Origin of the sequence: Variovorax sp. Root473, assembly GCF_001426505.1 — a bacterium.
Lineage (GTDB): Bacteria > Pseudomonadota > Gammaproteobacteria > Burkholderiales > Burkholderiaceae_C > Variovorax.
The window spans coordinates 107,835-126,904 of sequence record NZ_LMEV01000019.1 but is presented as its reverse complement, the minus strand read 5'-3'; the positions used below and the strand labels follow the sequence as shown (position 1 = coordinate 126,904).

18 protein-coding genes are annotated in these 19,070 nt (G+C 66.1%); 9 read left to right on the top strand and 9 right to left on the bottom strand.

The features are described from left to right. Window positions 1-82: 82 nt before the first annotated feature. The 3 genes from earP (at window position 83) to ASD34_RS23690 (ending at window position 2,882) form a co-directional block, all read left to right on the top strand. The gene (gene earP / locus ASD34_RS23700; RefSeq protein ID WP_056583045.1) at window positions 83-1,183 is read left to right on the top strand and encodes an elongation factor P maturation arginine rhamnosyltransferase EarP; all 1,101 of its coding nucleotides are present in this window, start codon (window positions 83-85) and stop codon (window positions 1,181-1,183) included. A gap of 153 nt (window positions 1,184-1,336) precedes the next feature. Beyond that, window positions 1,337-1,891: an elongation factor P gene (gene efp, locus ASD34_RS23695; protein ID WP_056583043.1), complete on the top strand. Its 555-nt coding sequence runs from the start codon at window positions 1,337-1,339 to the stop codon at window positions 1,889-1,891. 127 nt (window positions 1,892-2,018) lie between these two features. Then, window positions 2,019-2,882 (top strand): TIGR00730 family Rossman fold protein, encoded by an 864-nt coding sequence (locus tag ASD34_RS23690; RefSeq protein WP_056583041.1) that lies wholly within the window; start codon window positions 2,019-2,021, stop codon window positions 2,880-2,882. A gap of 189 nt (window positions 2,883-3,071) precedes the next feature. Here ASD34_RS23690 and ASD34_RS23685 read toward each other — a convergent pair whose 3' ends face one another. From ASD34_RS23685 to pncB, 5 genes are read right to left on the bottom strand one after another with little or no spacing between them, the layout of a single operon-like run. After that, entirely contained in the window at window positions 3,072-4,235 is a 1,164-nt protein-coding gene (locus ASD34_RS23685; RefSeq protein ID WP_056583039.1) for an MFS transporter, read from the bottom strand. Then, on the bottom strand, window positions 4,232-5,608 hold the full coding sequence (locus ASD34_RS23680; RefSeq protein ID WP_056583456.1) for a DNA recombination protein RmuC: 1,377 nt from the start codon (window positions 5,606-5,608) through the stop codon (window positions 4,232-4,234). Before ASD34_RS23680 ends, ASD34_RS23685 begins: the two co-directional genes overlap by 4 nt. Before the next feature lie 42 nt (window positions 5,609-5,650). Further along, a complete protein-coding gene (locus ASD34_RS23675) occupies window positions 5,651-6,643 on the bottom strand; it encodes a 2-hydroxyacid dehydrogenase (RefSeq protein WP_056583038.1) in 993 nt (330 codons plus the stop codon). Between the two features lie 34 nt (window positions 6,644-6,677). Beyond that, window positions 6,678-8,090: a sodium:proton antiporter gene (locus tag ASD34_RS23670; RefSeq protein WP_056583036.1), complete on the bottom strand. Its 1,413-nt coding sequence runs from the start codon at window positions 8,088-8,090 to the stop codon at window positions 6,678-6,680. A 49-nt stretch (window positions 8,091-8,139) separates the two neighbouring features. Beyond that, entirely contained in the window at window positions 8,140-9,360 is a 1,221-nt protein-coding gene (gene pncB, locus ASD34_RS23665) for a nicotinate phosphoribosyltransferase (RefSeq protein WP_056583034.1), read from the bottom strand. Between the two features lie 185 nt (window positions 9,361-9,545). Between pncB and ASD34_RS23660 the strand changes: the two genes are divergently transcribed. Further along, the gene (locus tag ASD34_RS23660; RefSeq protein ID WP_056583033.1) at window positions 9,546-9,779 is read left to right on the top strand and encodes a CsbD family protein; all 234 of its coding nucleotides are present in this window, start codon (window positions 9,546-9,548) and stop codon (window positions 9,777-9,779) included. Between the two features lie 51 nt (window positions 9,780-9,830). After that, window positions 9,831-10,241, top strand: a complete 411-nt coding sequence (locus tag ASD34_RS23655; protein ID WP_082549042.1) for a hypothetical protein — start codon at window positions 9,831-9,833, stop codon at window positions 10,239-10,241. 61 nt (window positions 10,242-10,302) lie between these two features. Here the strand turns inward: ASD34_RS23655 and ASD34_RS23650 are convergent, their stop codons facing one another. Together ASD34_RS23650 and ASD34_RS23645 are read right to left on the bottom strand one after the other, a co-directional pair. Then, window positions 10,303-10,764 carry an acyl-CoA thioesterase gene (locus ASD34_RS23650; RefSeq protein ID WP_056583031.1) on the bottom strand — a complete coding sequence of 154 codons (462 nt, stop codon included), beginning with the start codon at window positions 10,762-10,764 and terminating at the stop codon, window positions 10,303-10,305. Next, the gene (locus ASD34_RS23645; RefSeq protein ID WP_056583027.1) at window positions 10,761-11,687 is read right to left on the bottom strand and encodes a histone deacetylase; all 927 of its coding nucleotides are present in this window, start codon (window positions 11,685-11,687) and stop codon (window positions 10,761-10,763) included. The genes ASD34_RS23650 and ASD34_RS23645 overlap by 4 nt, the downstream gene beginning before the upstream one ends. Window positions 11,688-11,871: 184 nt before the next feature. Between ASD34_RS23645 and ASD34_RS23640 the strand changes: the two genes are divergently transcribed. Together ASD34_RS23640 and ASD34_RS23635 are read left to right on the top strand one after the other, a co-directional pair. Further along, window positions 11,872-12,423, top strand: coding sequence for a phasin family protein (locus ASD34_RS23640; RefSeq protein ID WP_056583024.1), 552 nt, complete (start codon window positions 11,872-11,874; stop codon window positions 12,421-12,423). Window positions 12,424-12,553: 130 nt separating this feature from the next. After that, entirely contained in the window at window positions 12,554-13,312 is a 759-nt protein-coding gene (locus ASD34_RS23635) for a 3-hydroxyacyl-CoA dehydrogenase (RefSeq protein WP_056583022.1), read from the top strand. On the opposite strand, the gene ASD34_RS23630 is transcribed toward ASD34_RS23635, so the two are convergent. Further along, window positions 13,260-14,207: a YihY/virulence factor BrkB family protein gene (locus ASD34_RS23630; protein ID WP_056583021.1), complete on the bottom strand. Its 948-nt coding sequence runs from the start codon at window positions 14,205-14,207 to the stop codon at window positions 13,260-13,262. The genes ASD34_RS23635 and ASD34_RS23630 overlap by 53 nt on opposite strands. 74 nt (window positions 14,208-14,281) lie before the next feature. On the opposite strand from ASD34_RS23630, the gene dnaG reads away from it, so the two are divergent. Then, a complete protein-coding gene (gene dnaG, locus ASD34_RS23625; RefSeq protein ID WP_056583019.1) occupies window positions 14,282-16,309 on the top strand; it encodes a DNA primase in 2,028 nt (675 codons plus the stop codon). A 123-nt stretch (window positions 16,310-16,432) separates the two neighbouring features. On the opposite strand, the gene ASD34_RS28400 is transcribed toward dnaG, so the two are convergent. After that, window positions 16,433-16,771 carry a hypothetical protein gene (locus tag ASD34_RS28400; RefSeq protein ID WP_235510227.1) on the bottom strand — a complete coding sequence of 113 codons (339 nt, stop codon included), beginning with the start codon at window positions 16,769-16,771 and terminating at the stop codon, window positions 16,433-16,435. On the opposite strand from ASD34_RS28400, the gene rpoD reads away from it, so the two are divergent. Next, window positions 16,764-18,965 carry an RNA polymerase sigma factor RpoD gene (gene rpoD / locus ASD34_RS23620; RefSeq protein ID WP_235510226.1) on the top strand — a complete coding sequence of 734 codons (2,202 nt, stop codon included), beginning with the start codon at window positions 16,764-16,766 and terminating at the stop codon, window positions 18,963-18,965. The two genes, ASD34_RS28400 and rpoD, sit on opposite strands and share 8 nt — an antisense overlap. Window positions 18,966-19,070: the final 105 nt, after the last annotated feature.

Genomic DNA, 19,070 nt, shown 5'->3' with positions numbered 1-19,070 from the left:
TGTTGTGGCGAGGCCAGCATAGCAACGGCGCCGCGTTTTCGCCTGCGCCTGAGCGACCGCGAAGACAGGCACACTCGCGGCCATGGGCACGCGCATGCAATGGGACATCTTCTGCAAGGTCATCGACAACCACGGCGACCTGGGCGTCTGCTGGCGCCTGGCCTGCCAGCTGGCGGCGGCGGGCGAGCGCGCGCGGCTGTGGGTCGACGACCCGACGGCGCTGAGCTGGATGGCGCCGGCCGGCTGCGACGGCGTGCAGGTGATCGACTGGTCCGACGCACAAGCCGTGCGCCGCGCCGTCGCCGACCCGGCGCCTGAGGTACTGGTCGAGGCCTTCGGCTGCGACCCGGAGCCGGAACTCATCGCGCGTTTCGCGCAAGCCCCGCGCAATGTGCAGGCCTGGATCAATCTCGAGTACCTGTCGGCCGAGCCTTACGTCGAGAAGCTGCACCGCCTGCCATCGCCGGTGTTCAGGGGCCCGGGCGCCGGACTGACGAAACGTTTCTTCTACCCGGGCTTCACGCCCGCCACCGGCGGCCTGCTGCGCGAGCCCGACCTGATGGCGCGCCGCGCACATTTCGACCGGGGGCGCTGGCTGCAGGCCCAGGAGATTCCCTGGCGGGAAGGCGAGCGTCTCGTGTCGCTCTTCTGTTACGAGCCGCCCGCGCTGGCCGCCCTGCTCGCCCAACTGGCCGCCGATCCGGTGCCCACGCGTTTGCTGGTCACCGCGGGGCGCGCCACGCGCGCGGTGCAGGCATGCGTGGCGAGCCTCGACACGCCCGAGCGCCCGCTGGACAGCCGAAGTTCGCTATCAATTTCATACCTGCCACTGCTCAGCCAGACGGATTTCGACCACCTGCTGTGGGCCTGCGACCTCAACTTCGTGCGCGGCGAAGACTCGCTCGTGCGCGCCCTCTGGGCCGGCGCGCCGCTCGTGTGGCAGATCTACCCGCAGGACGACGACGCGCACCACGTCAAGCTCAACGCCTGGCTCGACTGGCTCGGCGCCCCGCCCGAGCTGCGGCTTTTTCACCACGCCTGGAACGGCTTCGGCGACACCCCCCTGCCCCCGCCGGGCCCGCTGGACACATGGCGCGAAACCGCCCGTGCGGCGCGCGACAGGCTGCTTGCGCAGGACGATCTGCTCGCCCAATTGCGGCAGCTGGTCGCCGGAAAAAGCTAAAATAGCGGGCTTTGCGGAATTCAGCCCTGACCGCCGTGGTCCGGGACGCCTTTCGCCAAACCTGCCGCGGGACATGTACGGCGGGGCCAGATACGACGGCACACAGCGCCGAGGGCCCCGCGCACCGAGCGGCCAACATCCAGAGAACCTGATATGAAAATCGCTCAAGAAATCCGCGCCGGCAACGTCATCATGCACGGCAAGGACCCGATGGTCGTCCTCAAGACCGAGTACAGCCGCGGTGGCCGCAACAGCGCCACCGTGCGCATGAAGATGAAGAGCCTGATCGCCAACTTCAACACCGAAGTGGTCTTCAAGGCCGACGACAAGATCGACCAGATCGTGCTCGACAAGAAGGAGTGCACCTACTCCTACTTCGCCGACCCGATGTACGTCTGCATGGACGCCGAGTACAACCAGTACGAAGTCGAAGCCGAGAACATGGGCGACGCCCTGAACTACCTCGAAGACGGCATGGCCGTCGAAGTGGTGTTCTACGACGGCAAGGCCATCTCGGTCGAACTGCCGACCAGCGTCGAGCGCGAAATCACCTGGACCGAGCCGGCCGTCAAGGGCGACACCTCGGGCAAGGTCATGAAGCCTGCCAAGATCGCCACCGGCTTCGAAATCGGCGTGCCGCTGTTCGTGTCGCAAGGCGACAAGATCGAAATCGACACCCGCACCGGCGAATACCGCAAGCGCGTCTGAGCGCGTTCGCACCCGGCTGACCACCACCACGACGAAGGCTCCGCAAGGAGCCTTTTTCGTTGGCGGGCACACGGGTTGCATCGGCGCACAATGCCAAGCCGATTCCGTTCGACGACAGTCCAGCTCCATGAACAACACGCACAACATTCACGACAAGCGCCTGGCCGATGCCTGGGCCACGCTGCAGTCTCACGCCGACCAGGGCCTGCCCCTGGACCTCGATCCCTCGCGCCTGGCCTTTGCCGACCCCGAGTTCCTGCTGCGCCGCGAAACGCGCGGCATCCGCATGCAGCTCGAGCTGATGAAGCCCGACCTCGAGCAGCGCGCCCATGGCATCGAGAACACGGTGGTGGTCTTCGGCAGCGCGCGTTTCCGCAGCGAAGACGAGGCCGCCGCGCTGGTCGCGCAGGCCGAGGCGGCCGGCGACACGGCCCTGGCCGAACGCTGGCGCCGGCTCTCGCGCAACTCGCACTACTACGAGAAGGCGCGCAGCTTCGGCAAGCTGGTCGCGCAGTACAGCGAGAAGAAAGAACCGCAGGACAAGCTCTTCGTGTGCACCGGCGGCGGCCCCGGCATCATGCAGGCGGCCAACCGCGGCGCGCACGAAGCCGGCGGCCTCTCGGTCGGCCTGGCGATCGCGCTGCCGATGGAAGAAGAAGCCAACCCCTACGTCACGCCGGCGCTGAGCTTCAAGTTCCACTACTTCGCGATCCGCAAGATGCATTTCATGATGCGCGCGAAGGCGCTGGTGGCGTTCCCGGGCGGCTTCGGCACGCTCGACGAACTGTTCGAGGTGATCACGCTGGTGCAGACCAGGAAGTCCAAGCCGGTGCCGATCGTGCTGTTCGGCTCGGCCTACTGGAAGAAGATGATCGACTTCGATTTCCTGGTCGACGAAGGCGTGATCTCGCCGGGCGACCTGAAGCTCTTCGAATACGTCGACGCACCCGAAGACGCGTGGGACGCGATCAAGCGTTTCTACAAGCTCTGATCAGCGCCAACCCGACAGGTCGTCGGCGGCGCCCGACGGGGATTGGGAGTCCATGGACGCCTTCGGGTCAGGAACGAAGAAGGCGCCGCTACTGACTTTGGGCCGGTATCTTGCCAATCAAATGAGCATTGCTGTTATTTGCAAGGCGAAATTCAGACGGGCCCCAGACACTCTCCCTGCGCACCGACCTCAGAGCTTCAATCCCCAGGTCGCCTTGGCGCCCAGAGCGAGCACGCCGCCCACCACCCAGAACACGCCGGCAATGCCGATCAGCGCACCGAGCGAGCCGAACAGCATCGGCATCGCGACGCTCGATGCGTTGATGGTCATCAGCCGCAGCCCCAGCGCCTCGCCGTGCCGGGCATGCGGCGTGATCTGGTGCAGCATGCTCATCACCATCGGCTGCACCGCGCCGAGTGCAAAGCCCAGGATCACGGAGCAGATGCCCATGGTCCACGGCGAATCCAGCAGCGGATAGATGGCGAACACGGCCGCCGTGACGACGGTCGAGCTCAGGATCACGCTGCGCTCCGACGCGCGCGACGCCACCAGCGGCAGTACCACGCGGATGACCGCCGCGGCGATCGCGAAGGCGCCGAGGATGGAGCCGATCACCGAAGCGCTGATGCCCCGGTCGTGGCCCAGCACGGGCAGCACGAAAGCGTGCACGTCCCAGCTCGACGACTGCAGCCAGTTCACGAACAGCAGGCGGCGAAACATCGGCTCGCGCAGCAGGTCCCACGCCCGCGTCGGCGCGGCGCCCGGCGCTGGCGCCACCCGCGCCGGCTCGTGCGCACCACGCGCCAGCAGCCAGCACAGCAGCGGCAGGAAGGCCATCACGCCGAAGCAGATGCGAAAGGCCAGCAGGTCGGCCGGCGCGCGGCCGGCGTGGTCGATCAGCATGCCGGCCAGGAAGGGCCCGACGAAGTTCGCCGCGGCCGGCGCGATGGCCAGCCAGCTGAACACGCGCTTGAGCTGCGTCGGGTCGGTGGCCGAGCGGCCCACGTGCCGCTGCAGCGCGATGACGGTCGCGCCGGTGGCGCCGCCGGTCAGCAGCGCGGCGATGCACATGACGGGGAAGACCGGGAAGACCAGCGCCAATCCTGCACCGCCAGACGCCGCGATCACCGACAGCCACAGCGGACGCTTGAGTCCGTGCCGGTCGGCAAAGCGCCCCGCGGGCAGCGCGAGAAACACCTGGGTCAGCGCGAACAGCGCGATCAGCAGGCCGACGGCCGCTGCACTGTAGCCTTGCTGCAGCGCGAGCAGCGGTGTGGCGAGCCGCATGCCGGCCATCGTCGCGTGCAAGCAGACCTGCGCCACGATGACGCGCAGCAGTTCAGAACCTTTCACGGGGTGTCGTCGCCCTCGCTGTCAGTGTCGGTACCGGCGATGGGCGGCAGCAGCCCCTCGGACTGCGCCTCGGGCAAGGCCTCGACCTTGCGCAGCGCGAGCCGCATCTGCTTGGCGCGGGTGTCGGCCTTGTCGATGGTGTCGGAGGCCTTGGCCACCTGCTCCTTGATGCGCGCCACCCATTCGCCATAGCGTTCGAACTCGGTCTTGACCGCGCCGAGCACCTTCCAGACTTCGGAGGCCTGGCGCTCGAGTGCCAGCGTGCGAAAGCCCATGTGCAGGCTGTTGAGCATGGCGAGCAAGGTGGTCGGGCCGGCCAGCGTCACGCGGTGCTGGCGTTGAATGGCGTCCATCAGGCCGGGGCGGCGCAGCACCTCGGCGTAGAGGCTCTCGACCGGCAGGAACAGGATCGCGAAGTCGGTGGTGTGCGGCGCCGCAAGGTAGTTGTCGGCGATGGACTTCGCCTCGACGCGGATGCGCGTCTCGAGCGCCTTGGCCGCGGCCTCGGCGCCGGGCGCATCGGCGCGCTCGTGGGCGTCGATGAGGCGTTCGTAGTCGTCGCGCGGGAACTTGGCGTCGATGGGCAGCCACACCGGCGCGCCGTCGTCGCCGCGTCCCGGAAAGCGGATCGCGAAGTCGACGCGCTGGCCGCTGCGCGGCTTGGTCTCGACCTGGCGCGCGTACTGCTCGGACGTGAGCACCTGCTCAAGCAGCGCTTCGAGCTGCACTTCGCCGAACACACCGCGCGTCTTCACGTTGGTCAGCACACGCTGCAGGCTGCCGACGCCCACGGCCAGCGTCTGCATCTCGCCCAGGCCCTTGTGCACCTGTTCGAGCCGGTCGGCCACCTGCTTGAAGCTCTCGCCCAGGCGCGCCTCGAGCGTGCTCTGCAGCTTCTCGTCGACGGTCTTGCGCATCTCGTCGAGCTTGGCGGCATTGCTCTGCTGCAGCTGGGCCAGCTGGGTTTCCATGGTCGTGCGCACCTCGGCGAGGCGGCGCGCGTTCGATTCGCTCAGACCCTGCAGCTGGGTGTTCAGCGTGTCGGCCAGGGTTTTCTGCAGCGACGCGAGCTGCAGCGCGAAGGCGTCGAGCTGCGCGTTCTGCGTGCGCGTGGCCTCCGCGCCCTGCTGCACCAGCGAATGCTGGAAGGTGGCGAAGGCCTGCGCCGTTTCCTGGCGTGCACCGCGCGAGCTTTCGCCGATCTCATGCCGCAACTCGCGCTCGGTGCGCTCGTGGGCCCGGCCCATGGCGGCAAGCGCGCCAAGGATTTCGCTGTGATCAGGGGGGGGTTGCCGGCGGGCCAGCAGCCAGATGACCAGCACCAGCTGCACCACGGCGAGCGCGGCCAGTGCGAGAAGAATCAAATCCGTCAGTTCCAAGGTGGGGCGCGTCTGGCTCTCTGGTTCGATTTCCGACTACTTCGTGGCCGATGGCACCGGCGTGACCGGCGTCAAGGGCCCCTTGCCGCTGCCCCAGGCGATGAGGTTGTCGGCCGCCAGGTCGGCCATGGCGCGGCGCGTGGGCACGGTGGCGCTCGCGATGTGCGGCGTGAGCACCACATTGGGCACGGTGAGCAGGTCGGGGTGGACCTTGGGCTCGCCCTCGAACACGTCGAGGCCCGCTGCGGCGATGCGCTTTTCGCGCAGCGCCACGGCCAGCGCCGCGTCGTCGACGATACCGCCGCGCGCGATGTTGACCAGCGTGGCCGTCGGCTTCATGAGCGCGATTTCGGCCGCGCCGATGGTGTGGTGCGAGGCCGGCGAGTACGGCACGACCAGCACGACGTGGTCGGCGGTCTTGAGCAGCTCTTCCTTGCCGACGTAGCGGGCCTTGCATTCGGCTTCGAGCGCGGCGTCCAGGCGCGAGCGATTGTGATAGATCACGTTCATGCCGAAGCCGTGCGCACCGCGCCTGGCAATGCCCTGCCCGATGCGGCCCATGCCGATGATGCCGAGCGTGGATCCGTGGATGTCGGAACCGGCGAACATGTCGTAGCTCCACTTTTCCCACTTGCCCGCACGCAGGAAGTGTTCGCTCTCGGTGATGCGGCGCGCGGTGGCCATGAGCAGCGCAAAGCCGAAGTCGGCCGTGGTCTCGGTCAGCACGTCGGGCGCGTTGGTGCCGAGCACGCCGCGCGCGGCCATGGCGTCGACGTCGAAGTTGTTGTAGCCCACGGCCATGTTGGCGCAGATCTTCAGCTCGGGGCAGGCGTCGAGCACCGCGGCGTCGATGCGCTCGCTGCCGGTGGTGAAGGCGCCCTGCTTGCCTTGCAGCTTCGCGATCAGTTGGTCCTTGCTCCAGGTTTCGTCGGCCTGGTTCGACTCGACCTCGAAATGCTGCGCGAGGCGCGCCAGGGTCTCGGGGAACACCGCGCGCGCGACCAGGATCTTGGGCTTGCTGCTGCTCATGGAACGTGTCTCTTTCTTGAACGTGTGGGAAGGATCAGACGAAGAAGATGAAGGTGGTCAGCACGAACAGCGGAACCAGGATCGCACCCGACCACAGCATGTAGCCGAAGAAGCTGGGCATGCGCACGCCGCGGCTTTCGGCGATGGCCTTGACCATCAGGTTCGGCGCGTTGCCGATGTAGGTGTTCGCGCCCATGAACACGGCGCCCGCCGAGATGGCGGCCAGCGTGGTGGCATAGGTGGTCATGAGTGCCACCGGATCGCCGCCCGCCGTGTTGAAGAACACGAGGTAGGTGGGCGCGTTGTCCAGGAACGAACTCAGGATGCCGGTGGCCCAGAAGTACATCGCCGGATCGGGCTGGCCGTCGGCGCGCGTCACGGCCGCGACGATGGCGCCGAACGGGCCCTGCGTGCCGGCCTTGAGCATGGCGATCACCGGGATGATGGTCAGGAAGATGCCGGCGAAAAGCTTGGCCACCTCGGCCATCGGACCCCACTCGAACTGGTTGTCGGCGTGCACCTTGGCGGCGGTGATCTTCAGCGACAGCAGCGTGATGGCGATGAGGCCCACGTCGCGCACCAGCCCCGGCAGGCCCATCGTCGAGCCGTAGATGTCGAAGGTGACCGGCGACTTCCAGAACCCGCTGATCAGCACCAGCGCAATCACGCCGCCGAGCAACGCGAAGTTGATGGCGCCATCGAAGCCGATGCGCTGGGTGTCGGGCGTCGGGTCGACCGGGAGCACGCCGTCCTTGCGGTAGTAATGGCGGTCGATCAAATAGAACAGCACGAGCAGCACGGCCAGGATGAACAGCGTGTCGGGCAGGATGTTCTGCGCGGTCCAGAAGAAGTCGACGCCCTTCAGGAAGCCCAGGAACAGCGGCGGATCGCCCAGCGGCGTGAGCGAGCCGCCTGCGTTCGAGACGATGAAGATGAAGAACACGACCACGTGCGCCCGGTGCGCCCGGTTGTCGTTGGCGCGGATCAGCGGGCGAATCAGGAGCATCGAGGCGCCCGTGGTTCCCATGAAGCTCGCGAGCACCGCACCGATCGCCAGGATGGCCGTGTTGAGCCCCGGCGCCCCGTGCAGGTTGCCCCGGATGTGGATGCCCCCGGCCACCGTGAACAGTGCGGTGAGCAGGATGATGAAGGGGATGTATTCCTCGACCAGCGCGTGCACCATCTGCGCCCCGGCCAGCGGCGCGCCGTAGATCGCGGCAAACGGCAAGAGGAAAGCCAGTGCCCAGGCGGCCGACACCTTGCCGTAGTGGTGGTGCCAGAACGACGGCACGAGCAACGGCATGAGCGCGATCGACAGCAGGATGCCCGCGAAGGGCACGCCCCACAGCGGCGACAACGTGGCGCCGTTGAATTCGGCGGCCGACGCGAGGGCGGGGAACATCAGCGGCAGCAGCGCGGCCGCGACCAGTCGGAGGGATTTTTTCATGGGGCTGTACCGTACCAGACGAAGCGCTGCACGGGGGCCGGTACAGGGTTCACGCGGGGGGTTGTTCGATCTCGAAAACCTGACGCAGGTAAGCCAGGTATTTCTCGTCCTCGCACATGTTCTTGGATGGCGTGTCCGACAGCTTGGCCACCGGCTGGTCGTTGCACTGGATCATCTTGATGACGATCTGCAGCGGCTCGTAGCCCAGGTCGTTGGTGAGGTTGGTGCCGATGCCGAAGGCCAGCAGGCAGCGGCCGCGGAACTGCTGGTACAGCTCGATGGTGCGCGGCACCGTGAGGCCATCGCTGAAGATCAGCGTCTTGGTGAGCGGATCGACCCGGTTCGCATGGTAGTGCGCCAGCATGCGCTCGCCCCACTGGAACGGGTCGCCGCTGTCGTGGCGCGCGCCGTCGAAGAGCTTGCAGAAGTACAGGTCGAAGTCGCGCAGGAAGGCGCTCATGCCGTACACGTCGGACAGCGCAATGCCCAGGTCGCCGCGGTATTCACGGGCCCAGCTCTCGAAGCCGAAGATCTGGCTGTCGCGCAGCCGCGGGCCCAGCGCCTGGCAGGCCTGCAGGTACTCGTGTGCCATGGTGCCCAGCGGAATGAGGCCGAGCTTCATGGCGTACAGCACGTTGCTGGTGCCCGCCAGCTGCGGCAGGTGTTCGCCCGCGGGCGACTTGGCCGGCGGCGAGGCCACGGCGCCGAGCCGTTGCGCCAGCGTGCGCAGTACTTCTTCGTGCCAGTCTTTCGAGAAGCGGCGGCGCGTGCCGTAGTCGGCAATCTTGAGGTCGCCCAGGCCGGCCTCTTGCAGCTGGCTGATCTTGAGGTCGAGGCGGCGGCGGCCTTCCTCGAAATCGGGGTTCTTCTGCGTGTTGCGGAAGTAGACCTCGTTCACGATGGCCAGCACCGGGATCTCGAACAGGATGGTGTGCAGCCACGGGCCCTTGATGCGGATCTCGAGCTCGCCCGAGGGCTGGGGAATGACGTTGATGTACTTCTCGTTGAGCCGGAACAGGCCCAGGAAGTCGACGAAGTCGCTCTTGATGAAGCGCATCGAGCGCAGGTAGGCGAGTTCGGCGTCGCGGAACTGCAGCGAGCACAGGCTGCGGATCTCGTCGCGGATCTGCCCCGCAAACTGCGCGAGGTTGACGCCGGGGTTGCGGCACTTGAAGCGGTACTCGACCCGTGCCCCCGGAAAGTGGTGCAGGACGACCTGCATCATCGTGAACTTGTAGAGGTCGGTGTCGAGCAGGCTGTGAATGATCATGGTGCGGTGCGCGGTGTCTCGGGTCTCTGGCTGCGGCGTCCGTTCCATTATCACGGCCTGAGTCGGCCTCTGCCTACGAGGGCCGCACTGCACGTCCTACCGGCAGGGGGAATCACTCACGCGACATTGATTTCACGGCGGCGGCATGTTCCGCCGGGTCATCACTCTTACGCAAGGAGATTCGCATGAACAAGGACACCATCGAAGGCAACTGGAAGCAGCTCAAGGGCAAGGTCAAGGAGCAGTGGGGCAAGCTGACCGACGACGACTTCGACGTCATCGCGGGCAAGCGCGACCAGCTGCTGGGCCGCATCCAGGAACGCCACGGCATCAGCCGCGACGAGGCCGAGAAGCAGGTGAAGGAATGGGAATCTCGCGACGGCCGCTCTCCCGACGCCCTCTGGTACGAAAAGTACTGAGAACGAACGCGCCCTGCTCTCTTCCGTCATTCACCGCAAAGGACATACACCATGAAAAAACAGCACTTCGTCATGCTCGCCCTCGCCTCCACCTGTTTCGTTGCCAGCCAGGCTGGTGCGATGACCAAGGATGAGTACAAGGTCGCCAAGGAAAAGGTCGAGGCCGACTACAAGGTCGCCAAGACCCAGTGCGACGCGATGAAGGACAACGCCAAGGACGTCTGCCAGAAGGAAGCCAAGGGCAAGGAAGAAGTGGCCAAGGCCGAGCTCGAGCAGCAATACCAGCCGAGCGACAGCCATGCCCGCAAGGTGGCCGAAGAGAAAGTGAAGGCCGCCTACGAAGTCGCGAAGGAAAAGTGCGACGACCAGCAGGGCGAAGCCAAGGCTGCGTGCGTGAAGCAGGCCAAGGCCGACGAGGCCCAGGGCAAGGCCGACATCAAGGCCATGAAGAAGACGATGTAAGCGGGGTCATGCCCCACTCACTCACGGACGGCGCCTGCGGGCGCCGTTTTTTCATGGGCGCTCAGGCGCGCAGCGAATCGACCACCTGCTGCAGCGCCTCGGGCAACGGCACCGGCCGCTGCGTCGCGCGGTCGACATACACATGCACGAAGTGCCCCTGCGCGGCGGCGGTGTCGGAACCCTCGGCGAACAGCGCGATCTCGTAGCGCACGCTCGAGCGCCCTGCTTGCGCGACGCGGATGCCTGCCTCCACCGTCTGCGGGAACGCGACCGGCGCGAAGTAGTTGCACTGCGTCTCGACCACGAAGCCGATGGTCTGGCCGCCGTGGATGTCGAGCGCGCCGCGCTCGATGAGCAGCGCGTTCACCGCGGTGTCGAACCAGCTGTAGTAGACGACGTTGTTGACGTGGCCGTACATGTCGTTGTCGGCCCAGCGCGTCGGGATGCTGCGAAACGCCCGGTAGGCGCTGCGGACGTGGGGCGTGGGCTTGGGGGCGGCGGGTGGAGGTGTCGAGGCGCTCATCGCGCGGCATTTTGCCAGCGGCGCCAGCAATCGAGCGCCACCCGGAAAGTGCCCAGCTGCACCTGCACCGTCTCGGCGATGTCGCTGGCATAGCCGCCGGCCATCGCGAAGGCGGTCGGGATGCGGCGCTGCCAGGTCCAGTCGAACACGCGGCGGTCGCGCGCCTCCAGGCCGTCGAAGCTCAGCTTGAGGCGACCGAGCCGGTCGCGCTCGAAGGGGTCGGCACCGGCCAGGTAGATCACGAGGCCGGGCGAGAAGCGGCGGTCGAGCTCGTCGAGCGCGTGCTCGAGCGCCGCGAGGTAGTCGGCGTCGCCGCAGCCGTCGGGCAGCTCCACGTCGAGATCGCTCGCCTCCTTGCGAAAGGGGAAGTTCTTCTGGCCGTGCACCGACAGCGTGAACACGCTGGGGTCGCCCTGGAAGATGCGGGCCGTGCCGTTGCCCTGGTGCACGTCGAGGTCGATCATGGCCACCCTGAGCAGCCGGCCGGCACGGGCCTGCTCGACCTGCATGAGCCGCGCAGCCACCGCTGCGTCGTTGAAGACGCAGAAACCACTGCCCTTGTCCGCATAGGCGTGGTGCGTGCCGCCGGCCATGTTGGCTGACACGCCGCCCGCGAAGGCCGCGCGGCAGGCGGCAATGGTGGCGCCGGTGGAACGGCGCGAGCGCTCGACCATCGCCTCGCTCCAGGGAAAGCCGATCTCGCGCATGGCCTGCGGGCTCACGCGGCCTTCGCTGACGGCGGTGATCCATTCGGGCGTGTGGGCGAGCGCAAGCTCGTCGTCGGTGGCGCGCGGGGCCGGATCCATCTCGACGGCGGGCAACTGCTCTTGCAGGCGGTCGCGCAGCATCGCGTAGCGCGACATGGGAAAGCGGTGGCCCGTCGGCAAAGGCAGGACGAACTGCCCGGAATAGAAAGCACGCATGGCCGCATTCTGGCGGCGCAGGGCGGTTTTAGAAGGCGGCTTCTAAATTGCTGCACAGCAGCAAAAACCGCTTGATCGCTGCGTTCAGCTGCCTATACTTCAGGCCATGCTGCACCGCAACATGAACGACGAGGCGCAGCGCAACGTGAATCGACCACCCCATCATCCTTCCTGGAGATCCCAAATGGCCCTGACCGCTGACCAAATCCTCGCCGCTCAAAAAGCAAACCTCGAAACCCTGTTCGGCCTGACCACCAAGGCTTTCGAAGGCGTTGAAAAGCTGGTTGAACTGAACGTGACCGCCTCCAAGGCCGCCCTGACCGAAGCCCAGAGCACCGCTCAGGCGGCCCTGAACGTCAAGGACGCCCAAGAGCTGCTGACGCTGCAAGCCAGCCTGTTCCAGCCCCTGGCCGAAAAGACCGCTGCCTACAGCCGTCACCTGTACGACATCGCCCAAGGCACCAGCGCCGAATTCTCGAAGGCCTTCGAAGCCAAGTCCGCTGAAGCCCAGCAAGCCTTCGTCGGCCTCGTCGACAGCGCTTCCAAGAACGCCCCCGCCGGTTCGGAAACCGCCGTCGCCGTGCTGAAGAGCGCCGTGGCAGCCGCCAACAACGCTTTCGAATCGGTCCAGAAGGCCGTCAAGCAAGCATCGGACGTCGCCGAAGCCAACTTCAACGCTGTGTCGACCCAAGCCGTCGCCGCGGCCAAGACGGCCACCGCCTCGCGCAAGCGCTAAGCACCGACCACCACCAGTTGTCTCCTTGGGTCCTTACGGATCCAATTCAGGGCCTCATCTTCGGATGAGGCCTTTTTTTTGGCCCGGCGGTCGTCTTCGATAATGTCGGTCTCATTTCAGGAGACTTTCAATGCAGATCGACGGCAAGGTTTTTATCGTGACCGGTGGCGCTTCGGGCCTCGGCGAAGGCACGGCGCGCATGCTCGCGGCCAACGGCGCCAAGGTGGTGATCGCCGACATGCAGGCTGACAAGGGTGAAGCCGTTGCCAAGGAAATCGGTGGCGTGTTCGTCAAGTGCGACGTCAGCCAGGAAGCCGACGGCCAGGCCGCCGTGGCTGCCGCGCTCAGGCTCGGCAAGCTGGTCGGCCTCGTGAACTGCGCCGGCATCGCGCCGGCCGAGAAGACCGTGGGCAAGAACGGCCCGCACGCGCTGGCCGTGTTCAGCAAGACCGTCACGGTCAACCTGATCGGCAGCTTCAACATGATCCGCCTGGCCGCCGACGCCATGGGCAAGAACGAGCCCGAATCCACCGGCGAACGCGGCGTGCTGATTTCGACCGCCTCGGTCGCGGCCTACGACGGCCAGATCGGCCAGGCCGCCTACAGCGCCTCCAAGGGCGGCGTGGTCGGCATGACCCTGCCCATCGCCCGCGACCTCGCGCGCAGCGGCATCCGCAACATGACCATCGCCCCCGGCATCTTCGGCACGCCCATGCTGTTCGGCATGCCGCAGGAAGTGCAGGACGCGCTGGCCGCCAGCGTGCCCTTCCCTTCGCGCCTGGGCACGCCTGACGACTACGCCAGGCTGGCCAAGCACATCATCGAGAACGACATGCTCAACGGCGAGGTGATTCGTCTGGACGGAGCGATTCGATTGGCCCCTCGCTGACCTGGGACGCCGGCAGCTTCGTGCTGCCGGTGCGGTCCAGGCGCTCGTAGTTCGCGATGACCTGGGCGCCGAGCAGCACCAGCATGGCGGCGATTTCCAGGCTCAGCAGCACCACGATGGCCGTGGTGAGCGAGCCGTAGACGACGTTCACCTGCGACAGCGTCGAGAAATACCAGATCAGCACGCGCCGCGTGGCCTCCCACAGCAGCGCGGCCGTGACGCCGCCCAGCAGCGCATGCCGCAGCGACATGCGCCCGGCCGGCATCACGAGGTACAGCGAGGTCAGCATGAAGATCTCGCCGCCCAGCCCCAGCAGGTACAGCAGCAAGCCCGAAATGCCCGACAGCGACCAGCTGCGCCCCAGCAGGTCGACGCTTTCCTGTCCCACCAGCTGCAGCGCGCCCGACACCAGCGTGACCAGCAACAACCCCGCGCACAGGCTCAGGATGTAGAGGTACGGCATCGCCACCGACACGAGAAAGTGGCGCTTGTGATCGGCCTTGCGGTGGTGAAAGATCACCGCCATGGCGCTTTCGAGCACGCTGAACGCCAGCGAACTGAAGAAGATCATCGTCACCAGCAGCACCGGCCCCAGCACCGAGCGGTGGTCCAGGAAGCTCGACAGCTCGGCCACGATGGCTTTCGACTGCCCCGGCAGCAGCCATTCGAGATAGCGCCCGATGGTGCGCAGCAGCTCGGCCTGGTCGATCATGTGCGACAGCGCCATCACGCTCACGATCAGCAGCGGCACGATGGACAGCAGCGCGTAGTAGGCCACCGCGCCCGCGAGCAGCAACCCCTGGTTGGCGCGGAACTCCTTGAGCGCACTCCAGACGAAGCGCAGCGGATGGCGCAGCAGCGGTGCGGCGTGTTGCAAAGGCAGGGGCGTCTTCATGCGTGATGTGGATTTGCGGCGGGGTTCAGTATGCCGCTCGTCGGCTTGCGTATGATTTGCCGCTCCCCGCAGCCATGACCATCCCCGCTTCATTCATCCAGGAACTCATCGCGCGCGCCGATGTGGTCGAAATTGTCGGCCGCTACGTTCAGCTCAAGAAGGCCGGCGCCAATTTCATGGGGCTGTGCCCCTTCCACGGCGAGAAGTCGCCTTCGTTCTCGGTCAGCCCGACCAAGCAGTTCTATCACTGCTTCGGTTGCGGCGTGCATGGCAACGCCATCGGCTTCCTCATGGAACATGCGGGCATGGGCTTCGTCGAGGCCGTGCATGACCTGGCCGGCCAGTACGGCCTGGTCGTGCCTGAAGACGACGTCTCGCCCGCCGAACGCGCCCGCGCCGCCACCCAGCGCCAGAAGCAGGCCACGCTGACCGACGTGCTCGAAAAAGCCGGCGACGCCTACCGCAAGGCGCTGCGCCAGGCGCCCGGCGCCATCGAGTACCTCAAGGGCCGCGGCGTCTCAGGCGAGGTCGCCAGGCAGTTCGGCATCGGCTATGCGCCGGCCGGCTGGCGCGCACTGGCCAGCGTGTTCCCCGATTACGACGATCCGCTGCTCGCCGAGAGCGGGCTGGTGATCGTCAATAACGAGGAAGGCAAGCTCAGCGACGAAGAAGCCAAGCGCTACGACCGCTTTCGCGACCGCGTGATGTTCCCGATCCGCAACGTCAAGGGCGAGTGCATCGGCTTCGGCGGGCGCGTGCTCGGCGACGAAAAACCCAAGTACCTGAACTCGCCCGAGACGCCGGTGTTCAGCAAGGGCCGCGAACTCTACGGCCTGTACGAGGCGCGCGCCGCCTTCCGCGACCGCGGCTACGCGCTCGTCACCGAGGGCTACATGGACGTGGTCGCGCTGGCCCAGCTCGGCTTTCCAAACGCGGTGGCCACGCTGGGCACGGCGTGCACCACCGAGCATGTGCAAAAGCTCTTCCGCTTCACCGAATCGGTGGTGTTCAGCTTCGACGGCGACGCCGCCGGGCGCCGCGCCGCGCGCAAGGCGCTCGACGGCGCCCTGCCCTATGCCACCGACACGCGCAGCATCAAGTTCCTGTTCCTGCCGGCCGAACACGATCCGGACAGCTACATCCGTGCACACGGTGCCGACGCGTTCGCGGGTTTCGTGGCCGAGGCCACACCGCTGTCGCGCTTCATGCTCGAGGCCGCGCGCGAAGGCTGCGACCTGAGCTCGGCCGAGGGCCGCGCCCACATGACCAGCAACGTGCGCCCACTGTGGAGCGCGATGCCCGACGGCGCGCTCAAGCGGCAACTGCTCAGCGAGATCGCCACGCTGGTCCAGCTCGACGCCGCCGCGCTGTCCGACCTGTGGTCCACCGCAACGCCCGGCCCACGCAAGGGCGCCGGTGCGCCGTCGCAGGCGGCGCAACGCCACAGCGAATCCGACAGCTACGGCAACGACCCTGGCGACTACTACCCGGACATGCCGCCGACGCAGGACTACGAGCCGCCACGCTACGAAAACGAGAGCAAACCCAGGTTCCAGCCGCGCAAGTTCACCAAGGGCAAGCGCTGGGGCGGCAAGTTCGAGGAACCCATCGAGCCGCTGCGCGGACGCGGCAAGCCGCCGAGCCGGCCCGACGTGGCGGTTCGTCTGGTGCTGTCGAACATGGCGCAATGGGAAGCGCTGTCGCACGAGCTGCACGTGATGCTGTGCGACCTGCCGGGCGAGCACGGCGCCCTCTTCACCTGGCTGGACAGCCAGCTGCACGAGCACGGCGTGCAGCCCTGGGCAGCGCTGCGCGAAGGCCTGCGCGGACTCGATTTCGCGCCGCTGGCCGAGCGCCTCATGAGCGTGTCGGAGGCCGGGCCGGTGCCCGAAGGCGAGGAAGAACAGCATCTGGCCGATGCCGCCAAGGAGCTGGCGAGCGTGCTCGACTTCATGCTCGACGACCGCCTGAAAGCCCAGCAGAGCAAGGCCATCGCGTCGGTGGGAAAAGATCCGAAGGCCCTGGAGCGCTACAAGGCACTGGAAGCCCGCCGGCTCGAATTGCGAGACCGCATCCGCGCTTCAGGGACAGATACTGCTTGAAATTTGCGCAACAGGCTATAATGTAGGGCTTCGCAACTGGCGAAATTAGGCAAGAGCGACAGCAGCACCTCCGGGCCGACCCCTAGCGCAACGCACTCCAACGGTAAATTCCGGCGGAAAGGGTCAATAACCGCAAGGACTGCACACCAAATGTTCGCCCGACATCTTGCCTGATGAGGACTTAATCCTCATTTCCCAATTGTTCTGTCCGTGCCTGTGCACGGGCCTGGTGGTGCTGTCCGCGTGACGGCGCGCCTGTGATCCCGCTTGTCCTTTCTTGTCGTAACGAGGTCGTATGCCCAGTTCAAAGAAGCCTGCTCCTTCACTTGCCAAAAGCGTCAAAAGCGTCGCCACCAAGCCCGCAGCAGAAAAACCGCTGAAAGCCGGTGCCAAACCGGCTACCAAGACGGCTGCCGCCGCGTCCAAAACGGCAGCCGCAACGAAAGTGAAAACCGTGCCCACGAAATCGACCTCTCTCGACGATCCCAAGAAAGCCGCCACTGCCACGGCCGCTCCCGCCGCCAAGAAAGTCGGCCGTCCGCCCAAGGCCGCCAGCGCTGCCGCTGCACCCGCCACCGGCGCCAAGCGCGGGCGCAAGCCCAAGGCCGCCAAGGAAGCCGGCGAGAGCGACATCGACCTGTCGGACATCGAGGAAGACCTGGCCGGTGACGAGCCCGCGGCCGTCGCGACCACCGAAGAGAAGGTCAAGCCGCTGCGCATGAAGATCAGCAAGGCGAAGGAACGCGCCTTGATGAAGGAGTTCGGCCTCGACGAGACCGTGCTGTCCGAAGAAGACCTGGCCAAGCGCCGCTCGCGTCTGAAGACCCTGATCACGCTGGGCAAGACCCGCGGCTATCTCACGCACGGCGAAATCTCCGACCACCTGCCCGACAAGCTGGTCGACGCCGAGACCATGGAAGTCGTGGTCACCATGCTCAACGACATGGGCGTGGCGGTGTACGAGCAGACGCCCGACGCCGAAACCCTGCTCTTGAACAACACCGCGCCCACCGCCACCACGGTGGAAGAAGCCGAGGAAGAAGCCGAAGCGGCGCTTTCCACGGTGGACAGCGAATTCGGCCGCACCACCGACCCGGTCCGCATGTACATGCGCGAAATGGGCACGGTCGAGCTGCTGACGCGCGAAGGCGAAATCGAAATCGCCAAGCGCATCGAAGGCGGCCTGATGGCCATGATGGAAGCCATTTCGGCCTCTCCCGCCACCATCGCCGCGATCCTCGAGATGGCCGCGACCATCCGTGAAGGCAAGGTCGTCATCTCGACCATCGTGGACGGCTTCTCGAACCCGAACGAGGCCGACGACTACGTGGCCGAAGAAGACTTCGACGAATTCGACGAAGAAGACGACGACGACGGCAAGGGCGGCTCCAAGGCCCTGACCAAGAAGCTCGAAGAACTCAAGAACGAAGCCCTCTCGCGCTTCGACCGCATTGCCGAGATGTTCGAGAAGATCCACAAGATCTACGAGAAGGAAGGCTACGGCACGCCGGCGTACACGAAGGCCCAGCAGGCCGTGTCCGACGAGCTCATGACCATCCGCTTCACCGCCAAGACCATCGAGAAGCTGTGCGACCTGGTGCGCACGCAGGTGGACGACGTGCGCAAGAAGGAACGCGAACTGCGCCGCATCATCGTGGACAAGTGCGGCTTCCCGCAGGACGAGTTCATCCGCGACTTCAGCGGTTACGACAAGAACGGCAACCGCGTTCCCTCGAACCTGCTCAACCTCAAGTGGATCGAAAAGCAGGCCGCCGCCGGCAAGTCGTACAGCGCCGTGCTCGCGCGCAACATCCCGCCGGTGCAGGAACTGCAGCAGAAGCTCACCGACATCCAGTCGCGCGTGGTGGTGCCGCTGACCGAGCTCAAGGACATCAACAAGCGCATGAACGAGGGCGAATCGTCCTCGCGCGATGCCAAGAAGGAAATGATCGAGGCCAACCTGCGCCTCGTGATCTCCATCGCCAAGAAGTACACCAACCGCGGCCTGCAGTTCCTCGACCTGATCCAGGAAGGCAACATCGGCCTGATGAAGGCGGTCGACAAGTTCGAATACCGTCGCGGCTACAAGTTCTCGACGTACGCCACGTGGTGGATCCGCCAGGCGATCACGCGCTCGATCGCCGACCAGGCGCGCACCATCCGCATCCCGGTGCACATGATCGAGACGATCAACAAGATGAACCGCATCTCGCGCCAGCACTTGCAGGAGTTCGGCTTCGAGCCCGACGCCGGCATCCTGGCCGCCAAGATGGAGATCCCGGAAGACAAGATCCGCAAGATCATGAAGATCGCGAAAGAGCCGATCTCGATGGAAACCCCCATCGGCGACGACGACGATTCGCACCTGGGCGACTTCATCGAGGACAGCAGCAACACGGCGCCCATCGAGGCCGCGATGCAAGCCGGCCTGCGCGACGTGGTCAAGGACATCCTCGACTCGCTCACCCCGCGCGAAGCCAAGGTGCTGCGCATGCGCTTCGGCATCGAGATGAGCACCGACCACACGCTGGAAGAAGTCGGCAAGCAGTTCGACGTGACCCGCGAACGCATCCGCCAGATCGAAGCCAAGGCGCTGCGCAAGCTGAAGCACCCGTCGCGTTCCGACAAGCTGCGCAGCTTCATCGACACCCTGTAATCCAGGTTCGCTGAAGCCCAGGCGCCCGCCTTGCCCCTCACCCGGGCGGCGGGCGTTCTCGTTTGTTTTCCACCGACACACACTACAAGTACAACGGAGCCGCCT